The sequence below is a fragment of the Caproicibacterium amylolyticum genome (genome assembly GCF_014467055.1).
GTDB lineage: Bacteria > Bacillota > Clostridia > Oscillospirales > Acutalibacteraceae > Caproicibacterium > Caproicibacterium amylolyticum.
On the sequence record NZ_CP060696.1, the window covers coordinates 1,792,691 to 1,814,098 of the forward strand.

The following is a 21,408-nucleotide window of genomic DNA, read 5'->3' on the forward strand; positions in this document are numbered from 1 at the left end:
TGGAACGTATTTTCGTCCCAAAGAAAGGGAAGGGCCTTATTATGCAGTTATTATCCATTCATACAGTTCCAATTCAATACGAAATGCACTGTGAACCTGCCAGATTGGAAATGAAGAATGCTTCCGCGCAGCCAGTTGCTACTGCTACAACGCAGGCACCAAAATTAACCCAACACTTTACAAATTCGCAGTTCCAAATGGATTCTTACAATATGCGCAAAGAGGCCTTTGGTCTTTTAAATGCCACTGACTTTGCGCGCAGCAAGGCAGAAGCCGGCCAGCAGCATATTCAAGAATTAACACAGGAATACGTAGATGTAGGAAAACAGCTTTCTCATATTGAAAAGGGAGTCACAATTGGTGACATCATTAAGCAAAAAGCTATGCAGCAACCCTCTTATGTAACTGTCTTTCTTCCGAATGGCGGTACCGAGTTTTCCTGGTCACCGGCACAGGCAAATAATCAGTATGAATCTGGTACGGCATCTTATGATTGGAGTATCACAAAGCCGGAATATGATTATATTCCAGGTACATTTACACTAAAAATCACGCAGTGGCCTCATGTTGAAATCGAATACACAGGTGGATTCAATTACGTACCGCCTTCGGCTGATCCAAATTACAAAGCAGAATAATGTAAAAAAGAGTGGCCTGCTTTGGCCGCTCTTTTTTACATTATTCACAAATCAGGTTTGTAATTCACGGGAAAATGTAGTATACTGTAACAGGAGAATTTGTCGATTTCTGTCCTTTACGGCAGCTCCCTTATTCTACAATGGAACACAAGGAGGGTCCTGAATTCTATGGAAACTTTAACGAGAGATTTTGGAACAGTAACCTATCAGAGAAAAGATGTAATTGAATTTGTCGAGCCAATTTATGGCTTCAATGAATACAAAAAATTCATTTTGCTGTGTGACCAGGAAATCGGTCCGCAGTTTGCATGGCTGCAATCATTGGAAGAGCCGGAGCTTTGCTTTATTTTAACAAATCCAGACATCGTTGACCCGACATACAAAGAAAATATTCCTGAAAGCGCCTGTAAGGTCACAGGTTCCAATGTTTGCGAATGCTGGAGCATGACTGCTATTCCCGAAAATTTTGCAGATGCAACCATCAACTTAAAAAGCCCCATTCTAATCAGCCAAAGCAGCCACAAAGCTGCACAGGTTATACTGGATGCAGACTATCCAGTACGCTGCCCCATTAAAAAACAGGCCAAGGAGGGTACTGGAAAATGCTGATTCTTTCCCGTAAAGCCAACGAATCTCTGCTGATAGAAAGTGCAGACGGTGTAATCGAAGTAGTAGTAACTGAAATCACCCCCGGTCAAGTTCGCCTTGGCATTCAGGCTCCGCAAAACTGTAAGATTTTGCGTAAAGAGCTGGCACAGACCATGCAGCATAACCGTTTGGCTGCCGCCAAACTGTCCACAGCCGATTTGCGCAGTGCAATTTCAAATTTTAAAAATCAGGATTGAACCGCAGGTGGCTCCTTCGGAAAGAAGCTGTTTTCTTGCTGGTTCATGTGCCGCACAAACTGATTCAAACCATTACGCAGTTCGTCATCCATTTTGTCAAAAGTACAGCGGTACATGCATCCCTTTCCAAAAGCAAATGCCTGACTGATATAAATCGGCATTTCCCGAAGTTCCTGAGGCAGCTGCAATGTAATTACAAAACGGTCGCCAATTTCAAATATTTGGTTGGATATAAACTCTAGCTGTCTGCCGGAAAGTGCACTGACCGTGATTGCATAAACCGATTCAGGAACCTTCACCGGTTCCTGATGCTTTTTGAAGAACAAGTGCTTTTTCGGCGGTTTTGGTTCCCTATGCCGCTGTACCAATTTCAGTACTGCAGGAATTTTCGTTTCTGAAAAATATACATATTCTGAACCGGGCAAAAGTCGGTCTGTAATGGATACCAGCCGGATTAAATTTTTATCTGAAAGAAAAACTTCACCGGAAAAAAGATGAATTTCTTTATTTTCAAACACTCTTGCAATTTGCAGTTTTGTACCCATCCGGTACATTGGCACAAAGTCACTGGCAAAATCGATAGAACGGCTTTCCGCAAAAACAGTCGCCTCCCCTTCTGCCAGTATTTTCCCGTCCATATCTTTCAGTAAGGCTGGAAAGCCTCTTCTTCCTTTTGTTTCGTGCATTGTTTCAAGTCCTCCTCTGCATTTCCGCATGCCGCAGCAGGTTTCTGTGCCTTTTTATTATAATACAACTTGGAGCATTTGAACAGTGCAAGAAACAAGTTTTCCACTTTTCGGATATCATATTATCCACTTTAATCAAAGACACTTAAATGCATTATTATGGAGGAATCAACATGGAAGCTGACCAAATCGCTCACCTTTTACAAGAAAAGTCACGCCTTTTCACGGAATTTTTGGAAATTTCCAAACAGATGTGCACTGCAGACATGGATTTGCTTGAACAGGAAATGCAAAAGCGCCTGGATTTACAAAAGCAGATTGAAACACTGGACAGCCAGCTGCAGCCGCTGTTTCAGGCAAATCCTGATGCCGCGGAAGCTGCCAAAAACAAATGCGATGTCAGCCGGCTGACCGCAGAAAATGCAAAAGTCTACGATGCTGCACTCAAACTGCACGGAATTCTTTTTCAACTTCAAAAAATAGAGCCACAACTGAGGGATCGTCTGTTGACCGAGCGCAGTGCTTTACTTGAAAAGCTCGAAAGCACTCAAAAATCTCCTGCAGCTGCTGCTCACCGCTATTACCAATCAGCGCATATGACTTACCCGGTAGCCCGCCGAAGCCCACACTTTGGTGACGCCTAATTCACGTTTCAAAAATACCGGAGAAATTGCTTTTTTTTCTTTGAAATTCGTCGTTTCAATCTTCTGCATTTCCTGCGATAATATAATTGTAAAGTAAATTTATAAGTGCTTTTGCGCAGTTTACAAAAGCTGTGACCTCATTCTTTTAAAAAGGAGATTGTGATTGCGATGAGTGATATTACCTCTTCCAGTACATATAGTGTCGGCAATCAAAGTTATAGTAACAAGGGCCTTTCCAGCCTTGTTTCCGGCATGGACACAGACTCCATGGTGAAAAAGCTGCTTTCCGGTACGCAGTCAAAAATTGATAAGCAGCAGCAGTCCAAACAGGTTTTGGAATGGAAACAGGACATGTACCGTGATGTAATTACTTCCATAAATAAATTCCAAAGCACCTACTTTGGCTCATCGGCGAAAACTGATTTTACAAATTCTGATTTTTTTAACTCGATGGTCTCAACCGTTACCAGCGGGTCAGATTGCGTAAAAATCACCGGTTCCTCGCCCGATGCTTCGACAGGAAACATGACGGTTGAAGTAACAGCCCTCGCTTCTGCTGCCAAAATTGCGGGCAGCGGAAACCTCAGCAAAAATTTTGTTTCCGGTGAAATCAAAGCCACCGATTTAACAAAATTTGAACCGCGCAAGGTTACATTTACGGTTGCCAAAACGTCCGGTACTCCTGAGAACATTTCTATTGACCTTTCTGGTGTTTCCAACACAACCGATATGGTAAACAGGCTGAATCAAAGCCTAAACAGCAAGGGGGTTTCTGTACAGCTTTCCACCAGTGGAACACTTTCTTTTATTACGGACAACAAAGATACTTCTGTCAAAGTGGACAACACCAGCAGCACGGAAACCGGTCTTTCTACACTTGGTTTGAACAGTACCTCTGCTTCCACTACTTCGGATACGCTTAATTCACAGATTCTTTATGGTTCCAGTACTCCGGATGCAACTGTCGGAAATACTTTCAACATTACGCTAAATGGTGTCAGCAAACAAATTACGATTGACCCAACAGCAGATACCAGCGGCAATATCACACAGGATGCAGTTAAAAAAGCATTGGCACAAAGCATTGCATCCGCTTACGGCGGCACGGTTGATGATGCGACTCATAATGTTTCCGGCGGTTACATTAATTTAACATTTGACGGTGATTCTTTCAAACTTTCCGCAAAAGATGAAGATGGCAATGATTCAAACGGTATCCAAACATCTTCACAGTTCACTGTTACCGGCATGAAAGCCGCTAACATTGGCATTGCACCTGGTACCAGCAGCCGTGTGGATTCTTTCTCGACTCTGAAAGAAATAGTAACAAATGGAGGAACGGATGGAACTGCCGGTGATCTCTACAAGTTCACCATCAACGGCCAAGAATTCTCCTTTACAGGCAGTGATACACTTTACACCGTGATGAATGCTGTAAATAACAGCAGCGCCGGTGTAAAGATGAGTTACTCCTCCCTTTCTGATACGTTTCAGATGGAAGCAACCTCCACAGGTGCAAATTACAATATTTCTATTCAGCAAACAGCTGGTAATTTGTTTACCAAGCTGTTGGGGAAAAGACAGGAAACCGCAAATGGTTTGAGTGTTTATCAAAATGCCTCTGAAGTTAAGTATTATAATGATCCTACAACTAATAAGTGGTATTCTGATTCCAGCAAAACAACTGAAGTAGTCATCGACCAATCTACACTTAATAAAGTTTTGACTGACACTGTCGCTGCAGGCTCTTCTGCTGGCAGCGACGCTCTGGGCACAACAAAAATTGAAGGCAATACCAGCCTTCTGTCTGGCACCATGAGTTCTGCTTCTTTCAAACTCAACGTAAATGGAAAAGATTATTCCTTTAACGTTCCCACAAAAACCGATGGCAGCACTTATTCAGTTTCCAGTATTATTTCTACCATTAATGAAGGATTAAAAACGCAGTTTGATTCTACAGGTAGCGTTGCTAACATTTCCATAGATGCTTCTACTGGTAACCTGTTAATTAATAACGGTTCTATAGTAAAGTTTGCACAGTCAACAGTTGCAACGAATAAATCTGACAAAGTAAAATCTGCACAGGATACCGACTTGGCTTATCGTCTGGGCTTTTCAGTTTCTGGTAAAACGAATATTGCGACTGCCTCCACAACAGTTGACCAACTTAGTGAAACAGTACAAAATGCATTGAAAGCTGCTAATGGTTCTATCACCAATAATACTGTTTTATACAGTCCTAACTCTGCTGACACTACTGTTGCAAGTCTACTGCACCTAGATTTTGACACTAATGCTAATCGCTTCATTGGTACAGCATCCAACTTAAGCGCTCAATCTACACTCTTCAAGAGCGTAAATGCAGCCTACTTAGGTACTGGTGCAAAAGCTAGTACAACCGGTGCTGATAGTGTTGGCACCGCCGGCAGCGATGCGCAGGCCAAAGTAAATGGCACAACGATTACCCGCAGCAGTAACAGTTTTACAATCGACGGTGTCAGCATGGAGCTAACCAAAAAGACTGCGGCAGGTAGCCCAGCCACAATTTCCACTTCCCGCGATTCAGACACGATTGTAAAATCAGTTAAGCAATTTGTGGATGACTATAACACTTTGGTTAAGGCGCTTCGTGACCAGACAGACTCTGACGCTACCTACCGTAAATATGCTCCGCTAACTGATGCGCAAAAAGCAGAAATGAAAGACAGCGAAATTACCTCATGGGAAAAGAATGCAAAGACCGGTCTTCTCCGCAATGATGATGATATTTTATCTTTCCTAAATGACATGCGCTCCGCTTTATACACAAAGCCCACCAATTCAAACTATGCAATGTACGATATTGGCATTGAAACAGAAGAATATTCTTCCGGCAGCAGTTCTCTTGGCACACTGACTTTTGACGAAACTGCATTCCGTAAAGCTCTTTCAGATGACCCCCAGTCCGTTGCCAATCTTTTTACAGACAAAGAATCCGGTGTAGCATCACAGTTAAGCAGCATTTGTGATGCTACAGCAAAAGTCAGTTTGTCCAGTCCCGGCTCTCTGGTTCAGTTAGCTGGTGTTACAACCAAATCTTGGTCCACTAAAAATAATGATATTTACAACCAGATTAAAGATATTGATGACAAAATTACCGACTTAAAAGCAAAATATGAGGACGAGCGCACACGTTATTGGAACAAGTTTAACAGTATGGAAGCTATTCTTTCCAACTATAATTCACAGTCCAGTTGGCTTACATCTCAGTTTAGTTCCTGATATTCCCGATACAAACACAATGAGGTGATTTTTTGGCTATTAACCCTTATGAAGCTTATCAGAAAAAATCCGTAATGACAATGACCCCGGGCGAAATGCTCTCAAAGCTTTACGATAAAGTAATCAAAGAACTGTCCGCTGCCAAAATCGACCTTGATAAAAAAGACCTTCATTTGTACGCGAAAATTGATGATTCGCTGCAAAAGGCACAAACTGTGCTGAAATACTTAAAAACGACACTTGATTTCAAATATGACATTGCAAAAAACCTGGATATGTTGTATGATTATTTCATAAGTCAGATTATGCAGGCATATGTCCATAAAGATTCCGCTCCATTGGAAGAAATTATTCCAATGATATCTGAACTTCAAAGGACTTATGAGAAAGCGGACAAGCTTTCTCGCGGCAGTTCAGTCAGTGGACAGGCATAATTCATTTTCTTCATGAAAGCGAGGGATTTTCGTTGCTCTTTGATACAAAAGCTTTTCATGCACTGGAAGGCGGTTTAAACGCTAGCTGGCTTCAGCAGCAAGTTCTTCAACAAAATATTTCCAATGTGGAAACACCTAATTATAAATGTAAAAGTGTTAAGTTTGAAGATATGCTTAACTCAAACATGGCTAACACCTCTACATCCGGTGATTATGCATTTAAAACGAGCGTTGATACAGAAGAAAATACTCAAAATCGTTTGGACGGCAACAATGTAGACACCGATTCACAAAGTTTGGAACTGTACAAAAGCTATGTACAGTATTCCTATCTAACAAATAAAATGAACTCTCAGTTCAACAACTTTAAGTATGTGTTGAACAATGCATTTAAATAAGGAGGCGTGACCAATGGCTTTTCTGGGTTCTATGGATATTGCCGGCAGCGCACTGACTGCTGAACGCTACCGCATGAATACCATTATGCAAAATATCTCAAATGCCAGTATCCCCGCTGAAAAAGGTAAAGAACCTTATCGCCGCAAACAGTTGGTTTTTCAGGAGCGTCCTCTTACTTTTCAGGAATCGTTGCAGGACGCGCAGAATACACTGGATACAGGTAAAAGCGGCGGTGTCCGGGTAAGTCAGATTGTAGAGAGTGACCGCGATTTTAAACCTGTTTATGACCCTGATAACCCTAACGCAAATGCACAGGGCTATGTAATGTACCCAAATGTGGATACCACAGAAGAACGGACAGACTTACTAGCCTCTTCTAATGCTTATTCTGCCAATCTGACTGCATTAAGTGTTGTAAAAGCTATGTCAATGAAGGCCCTCTCTATTGGTGGCAATTCCTGATCATTTTGTGTAATAAAGACAGGTAGGCATTCGTCTGCCTGTCTTTATTGTGTTGCTCTATTACTTTAGTAAAGGAGGTCTGCTGATTGCAGAATATGGATACAGAGTACTTCGCGCAGCGGATTCAGTGTTCCAGAAACGATAAGCAGGAATGTCTGCAAACAATTTATACAATGGCTGAGTTCGCTTTTGTCGCACACGGGGGTGGTATCCGCGCAGTAGATGACTTCCTTGCCAGCAGCCGTGCCAAAAATGCCGGACCATTTCTAGAAAATGCAATTCAAATATACATGGATGCGAAATCTGTTGAACAGCTTCGCACCGTTCTTTATAACAGCATTGTCAGTTCTAACCTTAGCGGTCTGCAGTTTTTAAACTCTGTAATTGTCACTGAAGTGCTGGCTGCCCTGCGTGAAGGCGAAGATATCGATTTCATTTTTACTTTTCTGGTTCCTTCTTTTTTTGGAATTGATTTTGAAGATTCTGTGCGGCAAGCCTTTCAAAACTATCGGCGCATTGCCCAGCTGCGTCAGCGAGACAGTAAAAGCGCAAGCGTTTAATTTTTTCAACAAGAATAATTTCTTATAAAAAAGCAAGGCTCACAATAGGAACATAGCTGTGAGCCTTGCTTTTTTGACTTTAGAATCAATCTGTTTTATCTTCTTCGTCGTCGCTGTTGCCATCCGATTTTTGATCTTCAAACGGATTCATCAGATCATCCCAGATATCATTGACATACTCGACGCACTCCAAATATTTCTGTGCAATAAACGTCATGCTAAGGTCAAGTGTCGCAGCTGCATTTGCAACCGCGTGCCAATCTGCATCTTCATATTTTACAACCAAACGCAGCAGCGCCCCGCTCTTTCCTTCGCCTGTAAGCAAACCGGCTTTCAGTTCTTCGGAAACCGGAAGTGCCTCCAATGCACTCTCAAGCGGCACCTGCAGCAATGTATCCAGAGTAGAGAACATGCCCAACAGATACGCTTCCGAACGAGCAAGAGGAAAATCCGGCAGGAAATCGACAAGTGCCTGGCACATACTGCCGCGCAGGAAAGCAGTGCGAATCAATTCGTTGTTTGCACTGTCCTCTTCCCCGCTGAAACTCATCAGGTAAACCCATTGTTTCAGCTGACCGATGCCAAGAATCATCAATGCCTGCATTACGGATGTAACTTTATTGCTCAAAGCAAAATAACTGGAGTTCACCATTTTCAGCAGCGCATATGTAAGTGTAACATCCTGACTAATGATGCGCTCAATGTCGTCCATATTAGGTTCTTCTCTGGTAGCAGCAACCATTAGCTGGAAGAAGTTTGTCTGTAAATGATCCATACGGCGCACATTTGTGCTCAGCAGATTTGCAACATTCTTGCCCTGATAGAAATCCACCTGCAATTCGTTTGCTTTCTCCATAGCCTTTTCTGTGTTCACATTGTACGCTGCAACCTGTTTGCCAAAGCTGCGTGCAACGCTCACCAACTGTGCAATGTTCGGGTCAGACGGATTGGAAAAATTAATTTTGATAATCGTGATATTGTCCAGAATACCGAAACAGCGCGGGGTAAACTCAAAATTCATCAATGCCAGCCGATAGCCCTGCTTTTTATAACGGCAAATAATTCGTTGTGCCAATGGATGAACGATGACATTATCCTCAATTTGAATTACCAAGCGCTTTTCAGAAAAAATGCGTGGAATGTTTTTCATCAAAAGATTAGGCGTAAAGGTAACAAATGCATCCTTATCACCCAGGAAATTGTTCTGGTCAAGTCCCATAAAAAAATCCTGAATCGCGTTTGCTGCACGCGTATCCTGCTGATTATAAAGAGAAGACTCGTTCTCTTGAAACATAACTTCATATGCAACGACTTTTTTTTCACGATTCATAATCGGTTGACGGACAATACAAGTTTCCATTTTATGGATTCCTCCCTGAATTTTATATCATATTTGAACTTCACAATTCACACAGCATCATATGCCCAGTGACTGACGATATTCTTCCAGACACATTTGTTTTTCATTCATGACTTTCGCATAGTCTTTACCAACGTAGCGGAAGTGCCACGGTTCATAAATGACACCGGTGATTTTCTCTTTATCCTTGGGATATCGCAGAACAAAACCATATTCCCAAGAATTTTTCTGCAGCCACGCATAAGCCGGTGTTTTCACAAACCTGCTGTCCAACGTCTGGTAAGATGTTGTTACAATATCCAGTGCCAAACCTGTGTGATGTTCACTCTCACCTGCCGGCTGAACAGATACCGGTGTACCGGAGGCAAAACTTTCAGCGTGATAGAGTTGCTTTTGCTGTGAAACACTGCGGTAGGCTGAACAGACCTTCAGCGCAACATCATCGTTTTGTGCTGCACGGAACATTTCTTCCAATTCTGCTTCAATACGTTCATCCACACGGGAACCGTCTTTTCTGGTAGTCAGTGCAACTGCAAAATCAGTTGGCAGCGGCGAACTGCGGTTAACCAGTATCAGCCGCCAATCCGCAGCAAGTGCGGCTGTTTTCTGAGCCGAATCACTATCACTGGAAGCAGCAACACTAGGCACACTCGCAGTCTGGACACTGGCTGCAGAAGTGCTGCTCTTTGTTTCTTTTGCTGCTACAGTTGACATATTGACTTTGTAAAAGAAAAGCAGCGCAATACCGATTAAACACATCAGCCAACTCATGCGTGAATTTCTTCGTTTGAGCCGCTTTTCCCTTTTTTCCTCCTCCTGCATGCGCTGATGCCGGCGTTCCATGTAATTCATGACACAGGCGGCTCCTTTCCTGCTGGACTGTCAGTTTGCTGTGGATTCGGCTTTGCCGCAGGTTTCTGCGGCAAACCATCCGGATTCTTAACCGTATCTGCGAGCTTTAGAATTTCCACATAAATTTTAGCGATTGCTTCATACAGTTCGGGCGGAATTGTAGTGCCAACCTGCAGCATGCACATCATTGAAGCTGCGCTGTCATCCCGATATACAGGGATTCCGCGTTCTTCCGCAATATCAATAATCCGCTCCGCAATTTCTCCATAGCCGGAAGCAATCACGACCGGCGCTTTATCATCCTCCGGATTATATTTCAGAGCGACCGCTTTTTCTTCTTCAGATCTTGACATCCACACCAGTCCTTCTGTATGGTAAAGTTTTGAATACCTGCATCAGGGAGCGTGGATTCTGCAGTTCCTTAACCTGAATCGCACCGGCATAATAAGAAGTCGGCTTTAAAATTGCAGATACTGTCTGCCCAAATTTCTGGTATGACTTTACCAGCGGCGGCGGACAGTAAAGCGTAAAGTCCACCTCATTGTTTTTTTCATAAACTTCTGCTTCAAAGCGGCCAAATGCCTCTATGTCAATAACCAGCAGAACGTGAATCCCCTTCTCCTCGTCCTGCTTTTCCCCGCGGTCCTGGCTTTGCGGGTCAATCCAAATTTCCGCAAAAGAGCGCAGGTCCTCATACGCCATCGGAATAACAAAATGCAGCAGCGGCGTAAAATTGCTCGGCGAAGAAAGCAGGCTGCGGATGATTTTTTCCATACGGCCCTGCTCAGCCTCACTGACCTTTCCCTGCGCTTCACCGGAAAGCAGCTTCACCAGAGTATCCATTACTTTAGAAGAAGCGATCTCCGACTTTTTATCAGCTTCATCCGCAGCATGCAGGTATTCGGTAAGCAGTGCTTTAAACTGTCCCCGCGTCCTGAAATCCAACAGCCGCCAAACTTCGATTGCACTCTCCTGCAGAAACTGTTTGTTGCTGTTGTGGCGGGAAAGATTGTAAATCGTTATAGAAACAACTTTTTCCAGTTTCTGTGAAAAAAGCACACTGTTCCGAACATTCTGCAGCAAAGAAAGTGCATCCTGCTTCAACTGCTGAAACTGCTGCTCAGAATCCGGCGCACGAAAGCGTTCTGCCAGCTGCTCCAGCCGCGGTGCCAAACTTTTGCTGGAGGAAAGCTTGTCCGCAAGAAATGAAAAGCTGTTTGCTACTGCATCCCGAATATCCTTGTTCCCTATATAATGATTGAGCGCCCGCAACAGATTGGCAATCGCCGGCTGAATTTCGGCACCCTGCCCTGCTTCGCTGCTAACCTGACGCAGCAGTGTAAAAAGTTCGCCGCGAAACGAAGTGGCAGCCTGCTCCTGCGATATCATTTCCTGCGCCACTTCATCCGGCTTAACCAACATCAGCTCAAAAAGATTTTCAATCTCATCCGTAACCGTCTGGTTATTTGCCGGAAGAAGCTTAAAAATTTCCTCCAGCATAAAAATATTTTTCAGATAAGTTTCTGTAACCGAAGGATCTTTCAGCAGATTTTCAAGGATATTGGGGCTTCCCTCTTTTACAAGGCCGGTATTTTGCTTCAAAATACCGGTTTGCGCGGTGGTCTGCGCAATTTTTGCAATATCCTGCATCTGGAAAGGCGCGGTTGCTGCTGTACTTGTGCCGGCGCGAACCTGGGTCTGCTGGTTTTTATCTACCACGGGGCTGGTAATCTTTAAGATATCAGCCAACGAATCACCTCATTTTTGTGACCGTACCTGTCCGAAAAGGATTTTAACGGAACACAATATACTCTATATATAATTATCATATATTTTTTGTCTTTTCTCAACATTCACTATTAAGTTTTTAAAAAAAAATGCAATAATCTTTATTGAGTGGGTTTTAACGATATGTATAATTCTTTTTTATTTTTGTAAAAAGTATTTGTTGGGTTTTGCTGCTATTTATGGCAAATAGTTTTCTGCAAAATCTTTTACGCCATTTTCAGGAGCAGGACAATCCACCCAATTTCATTTAAAAAGGAGCAGGTAAAAATGAGCACAGTAGATTCAAGCATGGATTCTTTATTGGAAGCTTTCATCTATGAAACGACCTCTCTGCTGGACCAGTTGGATGAAATCATGCTGGACTCTGAAAAGCAGAAAAGCCTGAGTGAAGATAGCATCAACGAGATTTTCCGCATCATGCACACTACAAAAGGTTCTGCTGCAATGATGAGCTTCAGTGAAATCTCCAACCTTGCCCATTCGGTAGAGGACGTGTTCTTCCTGATTCGTGAAGACCCAACACGGCTCAACATGGTCTTTGACAACCTTTTCGACCTCATTTTTCAGTCCTCCGATTTCCTGCGTCAGGAAATTGAAGCAATTCAAAACAACGGCAGTGACTACACTGCCGCCGACCCCACCGACCTGATTAATCGTTTGGAAGAACAGGCCGCCATTATGAAGGGTGAACCCGCAAAAGCGAAGGCACCGGAAACTCCGGCTGCCGAAAGTGCTGCACCTGCCGCCAAGGAAGGAACTTCTGCCGTACCTACAGGTGATGACATTACACAAATCCGGGTGTTCTTTGCTGATGAATCTCAGATGGAAAACATCCGCGCTTTTATGCTGATGACACAGTTGAAGGACCATTGTGATTTTCTGGACTCTGATCCGCCGCATCCGGAAACCGACTCCTCCCTGTGCGAGTCCATTGTTAAGAACGGCTTTGTTGTAATTCTCAAACCTTCCAATTCTCTAGATGATGTAATCAAAGTGATTGAATCCACCAGCAGCATAAAATCCTATGAAGTTCTTGGCGCGGAAGAGGAAAAGTCGGCTGTTCAGGCAAAGTCTGAAAATCAAGATACTGCTCAGGCTGCACCGGCTGCCAAAAAAGAGAACAATACACCGGCCCAAACATCAGCCGCTTCCGGCAATTCCAACAGCGGCAATAAAGGTGTCAAGCAGAGCCTTATCAGCGTAAATCAGTCTAAACTGGACCATTTGATGGATCTGGTTGGCGAACTGGTTACCGCAGAATCGATGGTTTCCAGCAATCAGGACTTGGTCGGTTTGAAACTGGACAACTTTACAAAATCTTTCCGTGAACTTCGCAAGCTTACGGATGAGCTGCAGGATGTGGTCATGTCCATCCGCATGGTGCCTCTGACCGGCAACTTCCAGAAGATGAATCGAATCGTCCGCGATATGAGCAAAAAGTTGGATAAAAAGGTAGAACTTGTCACAGTCGGTGGTGACACTGAGGTGGATAAAACCATCAACGACGCACTGACTGACCCATTTATGCACATGATTCGCAACTCCATGGACCACGCCATCGAATCCCCAGAGGAACGCCGCCAACTTGGCAAACCGGAAACCGGCACGATTACGCTTTCTGCCCGCAATGCAGGCGGTGAAATTCTGATTGATATTGCCGATGACGGCCGCGGTTTGGATACTGCCGGAATTCTGGAAAAAGCAAAGCGCAACGGTATTCTAACCAAACCGGAAGAGGAATATACCGACAAAGAAATTTTCCACCTGATTATGCTCCCGGGCTTTTCCACGAATGAAAACGTAACGGAATACTCCGGCCGTGGTGTCGGCATGGATGTTGTCCGCAAAAACGTAGAAAATGTCGGCGGCAACATTTCTATTCATAGTGAAAAAAACAAAGGCACTACCTTTACATTAAAAATTCCGCTGACACTGGCAATCATGGATGTAATGGATATCTCTCTCGGCAAAACAACCTTCAGCGTACCCATTACCTCCATTAAGCAGTCCTTCAAACTGACAGACGACAGCCCAATAATGCACAACGCCGACGGCACTGATATGATTATGCTGCGTGGTGAGTGCTATCCGATTATTCGTCTGTATGAATACTTTAACATTCCCACCGAAGTAACAGACCTGAAAGACGGCATCGTTATTCAGGTGGAAAGCGGCAGTGATATTGCCTGCATCTTTGCAGACGAACTTCTCGGCGAACAGCAGGTGGTTGTCAAACCATTCCCGCCGTTCTTCAACAAATACAATCTAAAAAGCAGCGGACTGTCCGGCTGTACCATCCTTGGCAACGGCAGCATCAGTCTGATTCTGGATATCCGCAATCTCCTGAATTCTGAAAGGTAAGGTGAAAAAGATGAGTGAAAATACTGCTTTGGCTACTGTGATGGCAACAGATGATTTGAGCAATCGCTTTCTCACTTTTGCGATTGAGGACACCATTTATGGCATCAGCCTTGTGAATGTTCTGGAAATCATCGGGATTCAGTCCATTACTGCTGTACCCAACATTCCCTCTCATGTAAAGGGGCTGATCAATCTGCGCGGTAAAGTTGTCCCGGTCATTGACACCCGCCTGAAAATGAATAAATCGGAGCGCCCATATGACGACCTGACCTGCATTATCGTAATCGATATACAGGACATGCATATCGGACTGATCGTAGACAGCGTATCAGAGGTCATTTCGGTTGATCTGAACAAGGCCGCGGTCCCGCCAAAAACTTACGTACAGGAAAATCAGTTTCTTAGCTCAGTTGTACAACGGGAAAACCACACGGTACTGAATATTGACCTTGAAAAATTTCTTGCCACTGACCTGCGCCCATACTAAATAATTCTCTTTGTAAAGGGGTTTTTCATTATGATGGAACAAAGTGCTCAAACCGGCCTGGTTCACCTTACCGACCAGGAGTTTAAAACACTTGTGGATTTTGTCCACTCCAAGTATGGAATCAACCTGATTAAAAAGCGGGTCCTGATTGAGGGCCGCCTTTCGCAGACTCTGCATCAAAAAGGTCTCTCCTCTTTTCGTCAATACATAGACTTGCTGAAAGCAGACCGAACCGGTGCGGAAATGACCACATTCCTAAACAAAATTACCACCAATCATTCTTATTTTGCAAGAGAAAACGAGCACTTTAATTATCTTGCAAACACAGCTCTTCCCTACATGGAACGTACCCGCAGCAGCCATGATCTGCGCATTTGGAGCGCAGGCTGCTCCGCTGGTCAGGAAGCCTACAATATGGCCATGACCATTGACCAGTATTTCGGAGCAAACAAACATTTGTGGGACACAACCATTCTGGCTACCGACATTTCCATGGATGTGCTGAAACGTGCGCAAGCTGCTGTTTACCCGGATAATAACCTGACAAATGTTCCTCCCATCTGGAAACAAAAGTATTTTAAATCTCTCGGAGACGGAACTTATCAGGTCTGCGACAAAATTCGGAAAGAAGTCGTTTTTAAGCCGCTGAACCTAATGGAACCGTTTCATTTCATAAAACCATTTGATATTATTTTCTGTCGCAATGTGATGATTTACTTTGACGCACCCACCACAGACAGGCTGATTGAAAAATTTTATAATGTTATTGCACCCGGCGGATATTTGTTTATCGGCCACTCTGAGGTAATTAATAAAGAGGCTACCAAGTTCCGCTATGTACAGCCTGCAATTTATCAAAGAGGGGAGTAATGACCTATGGCAATTCGCGTACTCGTTGTGGACGACTCCCTTGTCTTTCGAAAACAGCTGCAAATGAGTCTTTCTCAGGATACACGAATCGACGTAATTGCAACCGCTATTGACCCCGTGGATGCCAAACAGAAAATTCTTTCTCTGCATCCGGATGTGGTCACACTGGATGTGGAAATGCCACACATGAGCGGTATCGAATTTTTAAAACAGTTGATTCCGCAGACGCCAGTACCGGTGGTAGTAGTTACCTCCACTCCGACCAATGCCTTGGATGCATTAAGCGCCGGTGCTGTGGATTTCGTAAAAAAGCCGGTAGTAAAGTCACCGGCTGACATGCAGAAATTTGTTCGTGACCTTTCTTTTAAAATCAAAATTGCTTCCACCGCAAAAGTGCATAAAGCAAACATGCAGGTCACAGCACCCAGCCTAACGCAGCGCTTGTCTGCGATACGCCCCCTAAACCAAAGCACTATCATTGCCATCGGTGCATCTACCGGCGGAACCGAGGCCATTTTGGAAGTTGTAAAGGATTTGCCTGCAACAACGCCCGGCGTTATGATTGTGCAGCATATGCCGCCTGTTTTTACAAATATGTATGCGGAGCGTCTTGATAGAATCTGTAAGATGTCTGTTAAGGAAGCTGCCGACAATGACCGAATTGAACAGGGACGAATTCTCATTGCAGCTGGTGAACATCACATGCGGCTGTGCAAAGATGCCCGTGGATATTATATCCGCAGCCAAACCGGTGAACGTGTAAACGGCCACTGTCCCTCTGTTGATGTTCTGTTCAACTCGGTTGCAGATGTTGCAAAGTGCCGGGTAATCGGTGTCATCCTTACCGGAATGGGTGCAGACGGTGCGAAGGGGCTGCTCCGTATGCGTCAGGCCGGTGCCTACACCATTGGTCAGGACCAAGCTTCCTGTGTTGTTTATGGAATGCCGATGGAGGCCTATAAAATGGGAGGTGTCTGCAAACAGCTCCCGCTTGACCAGATCTCCGATGAAATTCTGTACCAGCTCAGCAAACACTGATAAAAATTTCAATAAAAAGAAGCGGCCGCAGTTTTGCGGTCGCTTCTTTTTTACTTCGGGTATTGCAGTTGTGCAATGATCTGTAATCTAGCCCTGACTACAGTTCAAAGTGAAAATTACTCCTCAGCCTCTTCAACTGTCAAGCGGTGTGCCAGTTTCTCCATGCAGTGACGGCAGACATTGTGACCCTTGTATGTAATGATTCCGTCCATGCTGTTGCAGAAAATACATGCAGGCTGATATTTGCGGAGAATGATTTCGCCGCTTTCACCAACAAAGATTTCGAGTGGATCCTTCTCCTTGATGTCCAGCGCTTTACGCAGTTCCTTCGGCAGTACAATTCGACCCAATTCATCGACTTTACGCATAATTCCTGTTGATTTCATTTTTTAGCATCCTTCCTGTGTTAGAGTTCCAATAATAAAATGTAATACCCTTGTTCCATAATAGTAGATGATTCGCCAAAAAAAGTCAATATTTTCAAATGAAAAATTTTCATTTTTGAATATTTCCACAGTTATTACAGTATACATGCTCTGGGGGTAGTAAAAATGCTTAACTGGATTTGGGCCGGAATGATAATTATTAGCTTTATTTGTGCAATTTGTACCAGTCGTATGGAACAGCTTTCTGCTGCAGTTTTGAGTGGGGCGGGAAGTGCAGTAGAATTATGCTTAACTACGCTGGGCATGATGTGCTTTTGGACGGGGCTGATGCATGCTGCCGAGAAAGGCGGCTTAACAAAACTGCTTGCTAAGCTTCTTTCGCCAATTCTGCGTTGGTTATTCCCTAAACTGCGCAAAAACAGTCCCGCGCTTGGCGCTGTGTGTATGAACCTGACCGCGAATCTCCTTGGTCTTGGCAACGCCGCCACACCGCTTGGCATTGCTGCCATGCAGGAACTGAAGAAAGAATCGGACACCACATCGGGTGTTGCTGACAACGCAATGGTACTTTTTGTTGTGCTGAACACTTCTTCTCTGCAGCTGATTCCAACCTTTATGGCCACGCTGCGCGGAAAGTACGGTGCGGCCCAACCATTTGACATTTTGCCCGCTGTGTGGATTACTTCTATCTGTGCGCTGCTGGCAGCTGTAACAATGGCCAAACTGTTAGAAAGGCGTTTCAGTGGATAAATTAGGTGTAATTGCTGTTCCCATTTCCGTTGTATGCATTGTTGTTTTCTGCCTTGCGCGGAAAGTTCCCGTTTTCGACGCTTTTACAGAGGGAGCAAAGCAAGGACTGAAAACCTCTTTTTCTATCCTCCCCACGCTGGTCGGACTCATGACCGGCGTTGCTATGCTGCAAGCCAGCGGTGCATTAGATTTGCTGGCAAATGCATTGGCACCCGTCATGCACGCGCTGGGGCTTCCCCCTGCTACCGCGCCTTTGGTCCTGATGAAACCTGTGTCTGGCAGTGGTGCCACCGCGGTCCTAACCCAAATCCTGCAGCAAAACGGCGCAGACAGCTTTACAGGGCGTGTTGCGGCAGTTTTGGCAGGAAGCACCGAAACCGCATTTTACTGCATTGCGGTATACTACGGCAGCATCCGGGTACACAAAACCCGCCACACCCTTCCGGCGGCGCTGTTTGGTGATTTTGTTGCCTGCATCATTGCACCGCTTGCTGTACACTTCATTTTTCACTGATATAAAAGCGGCAGGACAATTTGTGAAAAAATTGTCCTGCCGCTTTTTTAACGCTCTCACTGCATCAGCGAATAATCTGTAAATCCTTTTTGTAGTGATTGAGCACTTCACAGCCATCTTCGGTTACCAGTACCAAATCTTCAATCCGAACGCCTATTTTTTCCGGCAGATAAATGCCCGGCTCTACCGAAAACACCATGCCTGAAACTGCCACGGTTTGATTAACAGCACTGTTGTCCGGCGGCTCGTGGCAGTCAATGCCCAATCCGTGGCCAAGGCGGTGCGTAAAATAAGGGCCGTACCCTGCATCCTCAATGATGCTTCTTGCTGTGCTGTCAATCTCGCACATTTTAACACCCGGGTGAATCATAGCTTCTGCTGCAAGGTTAGCTTTTCGCACAGTTTCATAAATCCTTCGGCTTTCGTCATCTGCTTCTTTAAAGAAAACTGTGCGGGTCATATCGCACCAATAGCGGTTGATTGGAATATAAATATCAAACACCATGGAGTCGCCGGACTTAGCAAGTGTGTTGTCCGGGCAGTGGTGCGGATCAGCACCGTTTGCGCCAAAGGATACAATCATACCCTCTGTCGCGCGGTCAGCACCGTGCAGCGCAAACTGGTGCTCCACGTAAGCGGCCAGTTCCTTTTCACTTGCGCCGTCATGAATCGCCGCAAGGGATGCTTCCATAACCTCATCATTAATCTGGGAAGCACTGCGGAGTGCCTCAATTTCCTGACTGTCCTTTTTCATACGGGCTTCGTCCACCGGCGCACTGCCTACCTTCGGCGTAATATCCGGGCGCTGATGCATCAGGCTGAGCAGATGGCTGCTTGCCCAGCTTTTATCTATGCCCAACACACCGGGGTGTACAACCTTTACAAGGTCGTGCAGCGGGTCATCGGCATCAGTATGTACATACAGCGGTACATCACCGCCGGGAGTCAGTCCAAAAAGTGCATTTCCGAACAGCGCGCATTCACCGTTGTCACGAATGTACAGCACCAGCAATCGTTCCATTGGTTCAATCCACAATCCGGTCAAATAATAAACGGAGGCAGTTGAAGAAACCAAAATCTGCGGCAGCCCCTGCCGTTTCATGTTCTCTGTAACTGCTTTCAAACGGTTCTGATGAATTTTCACCATGTACTTTGTCCTTCTTTCCCTTAGCTAATCTTATTACCAGTATACCGCGCTCTGCCGATTTGTAAAGGCAAAATCAGACAAAATCAGCCCGCATTTGATGCAGCGGCACGCAGCTTCGCAATCTCCTGCGCATGGCCGGCTGTATCAAGCGGTGTTTCCAAAATGAACGGCAAATTTTTCAGTGCCGAATGTGTCAAGACACGTGTAAGTGCCAGCATACCTATAAAGCCCTCTCCTGCGGCCTCGTGGCGGTCTTTATGGCTTCCGCAGGTGTTTTTACTGTCATTCAAATGAACGGTTCTAAGGCATTCCAGACCAATTACATGGTCGAATTCATTTAGTACACCGTCCAAATCGTTCACAATGTCGTAGCCAGCGTCAAACACATGGCAGGTATCTAAGCAAACACCCACTTTTTGTGAAAGCCGGACTCCGTCCAAAATTTCGCGCAGTTCCTCAAAGCTGCGGCCAACCTCGGTTCCTTTGCCAGCCATCGTTTCCAACAAGACGGTTGTGTTCTGCTCAGGAGTGAGGACTTCATTCAGTACATCAATAATTTTTCGGATTCCTGTTTCTGCTCCCTGCCCCACATGGCTGCCGGGGTGAAAATTGTAATAGTTGCCCGGCAGATACTCCATACGTGCAAGGTCATCTTTCATAGTCTGTAAGGCAAATTCCTGCACTTCCGGTTTGGCAGCACAGGCGTTCAGCGTATAAGGTGCATGCGCAACAATCGGCGCGAAGTGATGCTCCTCCATCAATTTACGCAATGCCGCCGCGTCATCAGCGTCTATTGCCTTGGCTCTGCCGCCGCGCGGATTCCTCGTAAAGAACTGAAAAGTATCTGCATCCATTGACAAAGCTTCCTTGCCCATATGCAATAAGCCGCCGGATGCAGAAAGATGTGAACCGATATGCATTTTTTGATTCCTTTCTTGAAAAAATTCATCTCTAAGTGTTGCGGTATGGTTTCTCAGGCGATACAATAAGAAAGTTCCAGCAAAACAGCCGCAGTTTCAAAATAGTAGTTATTCTTATTATAAAGCAGACAGAGGAAAAATCAATGGAAAAGTATCTCGAAGTTGAACGCAGCCTCATTAAAAAATACCGCAAACCGATTTGGAACCGCTTTATCGGCGGCATCAAAGACTATGAATTAATAAAACCAGGCGATAAAATCGCCGTGTGCATTTCCGGCGGAAAAGACAGCGTTCTGCTGGCCTGTTGTATGCAGCATTTGCAGAAGTACACGGAAATCCCATTTTCGCTTGAGTTTATCGCCATGGACCCCGGTTATAATCCGGAAAACCGTGCGCTGCTGCTCTCCAACTGCGAAACGCTGCATATTCCAGTGCATATTTTTGAAACAGATATTTTTAATATCGTTGTAAATGAAGAAAAGTCCCCCTGTTACCTGTGTGCGCGGATGCGGCGCGGTTATCTTTACCGCCACGCACAGGAACTTGGCTGCAACAAAATTGCGCTTGGCCACCACTTTGACGACGTCATTGAAACGATCCTAATGAGCATGCTGTATGGTGCTGAAATGCGCACCATGATGCCAAAGCTGCACAGCCAGAACTTTGCCGGCATGCAGTTAATCCGGCCGCTGTATCTGGTGCATGAACAGGACATTCTGGCGTGGAAGCGTTACAATAATCTGCAGTTTCTTCAGTGTGCCTGCCGCTTTACGGAACAGGGTGCACGTGACCCCGGCAGTGCTGGCAAACGAGCCGAAGTAAAAGCGCTGATTGCCTACCTGCGCGCACAGAATCCGCAGGTAGACCGCAATATTTTCCGCAGTGCACAGGATGTAAATTTAGAAACACTCATTAGTTGGCGGCAGCAAAAAGAGCACCACAGTTTTCTTGAAAATTATGATATATGACAGATTTGCAGAAAAGACTTGCATTGTTTGCCTTCTTC

Annotated in this window: 24 protein-coding genes; 16 read left to right on the forward strand and 8 right to left on the reverse strand. The window is 44.9% G+C overall.

Going from position 1 to position 21,408, the window contains the following annotated elements:
- The first annotated feature begins 41 nt into the window (after positions 1–41).
- The 3 genes from H6X83_RS08595 to H6X83_RS08605 all read left to right on the forward strand — a co-directional run bounded on the left by H6X83_RS08595 (position 42) and on the right by H6X83_RS08605 (position 1,483).
- The gene (locus tag H6X83_RS08595) at positions 42–638 is read left to right on the forward strand and encodes a DUF6470 family protein (RefSeq protein WP_281391074.1); all 597 of its coding nucleotides are present in this window, start codon (positions 42–44) and stop codon (positions 636–638) included.
- Positions 639–806: 168 nt separating this feature from the next.
- On the forward strand, positions 807–1,247 hold the full coding sequence (gene fliW / locus H6X83_RS08600; protein ID WP_212506086.1) for a flagellar assembly protein FliW: 441 nt from the start codon (positions 807–809) through the stop codon (positions 1,245–1,247).
- Positions 1,241–1,483 carry a carbon storage regulator gene (locus H6X83_RS08605; protein WP_212506087.1) on the forward strand — a complete coding sequence of 81 codons (243 nt, stop codon included), beginning with the start codon at positions 1,241–1,243 and terminating at the stop codon, positions 1,481–1,483. The genes fliW and H6X83_RS08605 overlap by 7 nt, the downstream gene beginning before the upstream one ends.
- On the opposite strand, the gene H6X83_RS08610 is transcribed toward H6X83_RS08605, so the two are convergent.
- Positions 1,474–2,169: a hypothetical protein gene (locus H6X83_RS08610; protein ID WP_212506088.1), complete on the reverse strand. Its 696-nt coding sequence runs from the start codon at positions 2,167–2,169 to the stop codon at positions 1,474–1,476. The genes H6X83_RS08605 and H6X83_RS08610 overlap by 10 nt on opposite strands.
- Before the next feature lie 173 nt (positions 2,170–2,342).
- Here H6X83_RS08610 and H6X83_RS08615 point away from each other — a divergent pair, with 173 nt between their 5' ends.
- From H6X83_RS08615 to H6X83_RS08640, 6 genes are all read left to right on the forward strand, one after another.
- A complete protein-coding gene (locus H6X83_RS08615) occupies positions 2,343–2,813 on the forward strand; it encodes a hypothetical protein (protein ID WP_212506089.1) in 471 nt (156 codons plus the stop codon).
- Positions 2,814–2,981: 168 nt separating this feature from the next.
- The gene (fliD, locus tag H6X83_RS08620; protein ID WP_212506090.1) at positions 2,982–6,074 is read left to right on the forward strand and encodes a flagellar filament capping protein FliD; all 3,093 of its coding nucleotides are present in this window, start codon (positions 2,982–2,984) and stop codon (positions 6,072–6,074) included.
- Between the two features lie 32 nt (positions 6,075–6,106).
- Positions 6,107–6,508, forward strand: a complete 402-nt coding sequence (gene fliS, locus H6X83_RS08625; RefSeq protein ID WP_212506091.1) for a flagellar export chaperone FliS — start codon at positions 6,107–6,109, stop codon at positions 6,506–6,508.
- Positions 6,509–6,540: 32 nt separating this feature from the next.
- Positions 6,541–6,906 carry a flagellar basal body rod protein FlgB gene (flgB, locus tag H6X83_RS08630; protein ID WP_212506092.1) on the forward strand — a complete coding sequence of 122 codons (366 nt, stop codon included), beginning with the start codon at positions 6,541–6,543 and terminating at the stop codon, positions 6,904–6,906.
- Positions 6,907–6,919: 13 nt separating this feature from the next.
- A complete protein-coding gene (flgC, locus tag H6X83_RS08635) occupies positions 6,920–7,369 on the forward strand; it encodes a flagellar basal body rod protein FlgC (RefSeq protein ID WP_212506093.1) in 450 nt (149 codons plus the stop codon).
- 86 nt (positions 7,370–7,455) lie between these two features.
- Positions 7,456–7,929 (forward strand): hypothetical protein, encoded by a 474-nt coding sequence (locus H6X83_RS08640; protein ID WP_212506094.1) that lies wholly within the window; start codon positions 7,456–7,458, stop codon positions 7,927–7,929.
- Between the two features lie 85 nt (positions 7,930–8,014).
- Here H6X83_RS08640 and H6X83_RS08645 read toward each other — a convergent pair whose 3' ends face one another.
- The 4 genes from H6X83_RS08645 to H6X83_RS08660 are packed head-to-tail and all read right to left on the reverse strand — an operon-like array spanning position 8,015 to position 11,890.
- Positions 8,015–9,289 (reverse strand): EAL and HDOD domain-containing protein, encoded by a 1,275-nt coding sequence (locus H6X83_RS08645; protein ID WP_212506095.1) that lies wholly within the window; start codon positions 9,287–9,289, stop codon positions 8,015–8,017.
- A gap of 57 nt (positions 9,290–9,346) precedes the next feature.
- On the reverse strand, positions 9,347–10,141 hold the full coding sequence (locus H6X83_RS08650; protein WP_212506096.1) for a M15 family metallopeptidase: 795 nt from the start codon (positions 10,139–10,141) through the stop codon (positions 9,347–9,349).
- Complete coding sequence (locus H6X83_RS08655) at positions 10,138–10,494, reverse strand: EscU/YscU/HrcU family type III secretion system export apparatus switch protein (RefSeq protein ID WP_212506097.1); 357 nt, start codon at positions 10,492–10,494, stop codon at positions 10,138–10,140. Before H6X83_RS08655 ends, H6X83_RS08650 begins: the two co-directional genes overlap by 4 nt.
- Positions 10,481–11,890 carry an antitoxin gene (locus H6X83_RS08660; protein WP_212506098.1) on the reverse strand — a complete coding sequence of 470 codons (1,410 nt, stop codon included), beginning with the start codon at positions 11,888–11,890 and terminating at the stop codon, positions 10,481–10,483. Before H6X83_RS08660 ends, H6X83_RS08655 begins: the two co-directional genes overlap by 14 nt.
- A 306-nt stretch (positions 11,891–12,196) precedes the next feature.
- On the opposite strand from H6X83_RS08660, the gene H6X83_RS08665 reads away from it, so the two are divergent.
- Genes H6X83_RS08665 through H6X83_RS08680 form a run of 4 tightly spaced genes read left to right on the forward strand, consistent with a single transcriptional unit; the run spans position 12,197 to position 16,685 of the window.
- Positions 12,197–14,290, forward strand: coding sequence for a chemotaxis protein CheA (locus H6X83_RS08665; RefSeq protein WP_246419115.1), 2,094 nt, complete (start codon positions 12,197–12,199; stop codon positions 14,288–14,290).
- A gap of 10 nt (positions 14,291–14,300) precedes the next feature.
- A complete protein-coding gene (locus H6X83_RS08670) occupies positions 14,301–14,777 on the forward strand; it encodes a chemotaxis protein CheW (RefSeq protein ID WP_212506099.1) in 477 nt (158 codons plus the stop codon).
- 30 nt (positions 14,778–14,807) lie between these two features.
- Positions 14,808–15,647 carry a CheR family methyltransferase gene (locus tag H6X83_RS08675; RefSeq protein WP_343063106.1) on the forward strand — a complete coding sequence of 280 codons (840 nt, stop codon included), beginning with the start codon at positions 14,808–14,810 and terminating at the stop codon, positions 15,645–15,647.
- 6 nt (positions 15,648–15,653) lie between these two features.
- Positions 15,654–16,685: a protein-glutamate methylesterase/protein-glutamine glutaminase gene (locus H6X83_RS08680; protein ID WP_212506100.1), complete on the forward strand. Its 1,032-nt coding sequence runs from the start codon at positions 15,654–15,656 to the stop codon at positions 16,683–16,685.
- A gap of 116 nt (positions 16,686–16,801) precedes the next feature.
- On the opposite strand, the gene H6X83_RS08685 is transcribed toward H6X83_RS08680, so the two are convergent.
- Positions 16,802–17,071 (reverse strand): AbrB/MazE/SpoVT family DNA-binding domain-containing protein, encoded by a 270-nt coding sequence (locus H6X83_RS08685; protein ID WP_212506101.1) that lies wholly within the window; start codon positions 17,069–17,071, stop codon positions 16,802–16,804.
- A gap of 165 nt (positions 17,072–17,236) precedes the next feature.
- Here H6X83_RS08685 and H6X83_RS08690 point away from each other — a divergent pair, with 165 nt between their 5' ends.
- Complete coding sequence (locus H6X83_RS08690) at positions 17,237–17,821, forward strand: nucleoside recognition domain-containing protein (RefSeq protein WP_212506102.1); 585 nt, start codon at positions 17,237–17,239, stop codon at positions 17,819–17,821.
- Positions 17,814–18,335 carry a spore maturation protein gene (locus H6X83_RS08695; protein WP_212506103.1) on the forward strand — a complete coding sequence of 174 codons (522 nt, stop codon included), beginning with the start codon at positions 17,814–17,816 and terminating at the stop codon, positions 18,333–18,335. The genes H6X83_RS08690 and H6X83_RS08695 overlap by 8 nt, the downstream gene beginning before the upstream one ends.
- Positions 18,336–18,399: 64 nt before the next feature.
- On the opposite strand, the gene H6X83_RS08700 is transcribed toward H6X83_RS08695, so the two are convergent.
- Positions 18,400–19,482 (reverse strand): M24 family metallopeptidase, encoded by a 1,083-nt coding sequence (locus tag H6X83_RS08700; protein ID WP_246419117.1) that lies wholly within the window; start codon positions 19,480–19,482, stop codon positions 18,400–18,402.
- Positions 19,483–19,565: 83 nt separating this feature from the next.
- Positions 19,566–20,402: a deoxyribonuclease IV gene (locus tag H6X83_RS08705; RefSeq protein ID WP_212506104.1), complete on the reverse strand. Its 837-nt coding sequence runs from the start codon at positions 20,400–20,402 to the stop codon at positions 19,566–19,568.
- Positions 20,403–20,545: 143 nt separating this feature from the next.
- Here H6X83_RS08705 and H6X83_RS08710 point away from each other — a divergent pair, with 143 nt between their 5' ends.
- The gene (locus tag H6X83_RS08710; protein WP_212506105.1) at positions 20,546–21,370 is read left to right on the forward strand and encodes a tRNA 2-thiocytidine biosynthesis TtcA family protein; all 825 of its coding nucleotides are present in this window, start codon (positions 20,546–20,548) and stop codon (positions 21,368–21,370) included.
- Positions 21,371–21,408 lie beyond the last annotated feature (38 nt).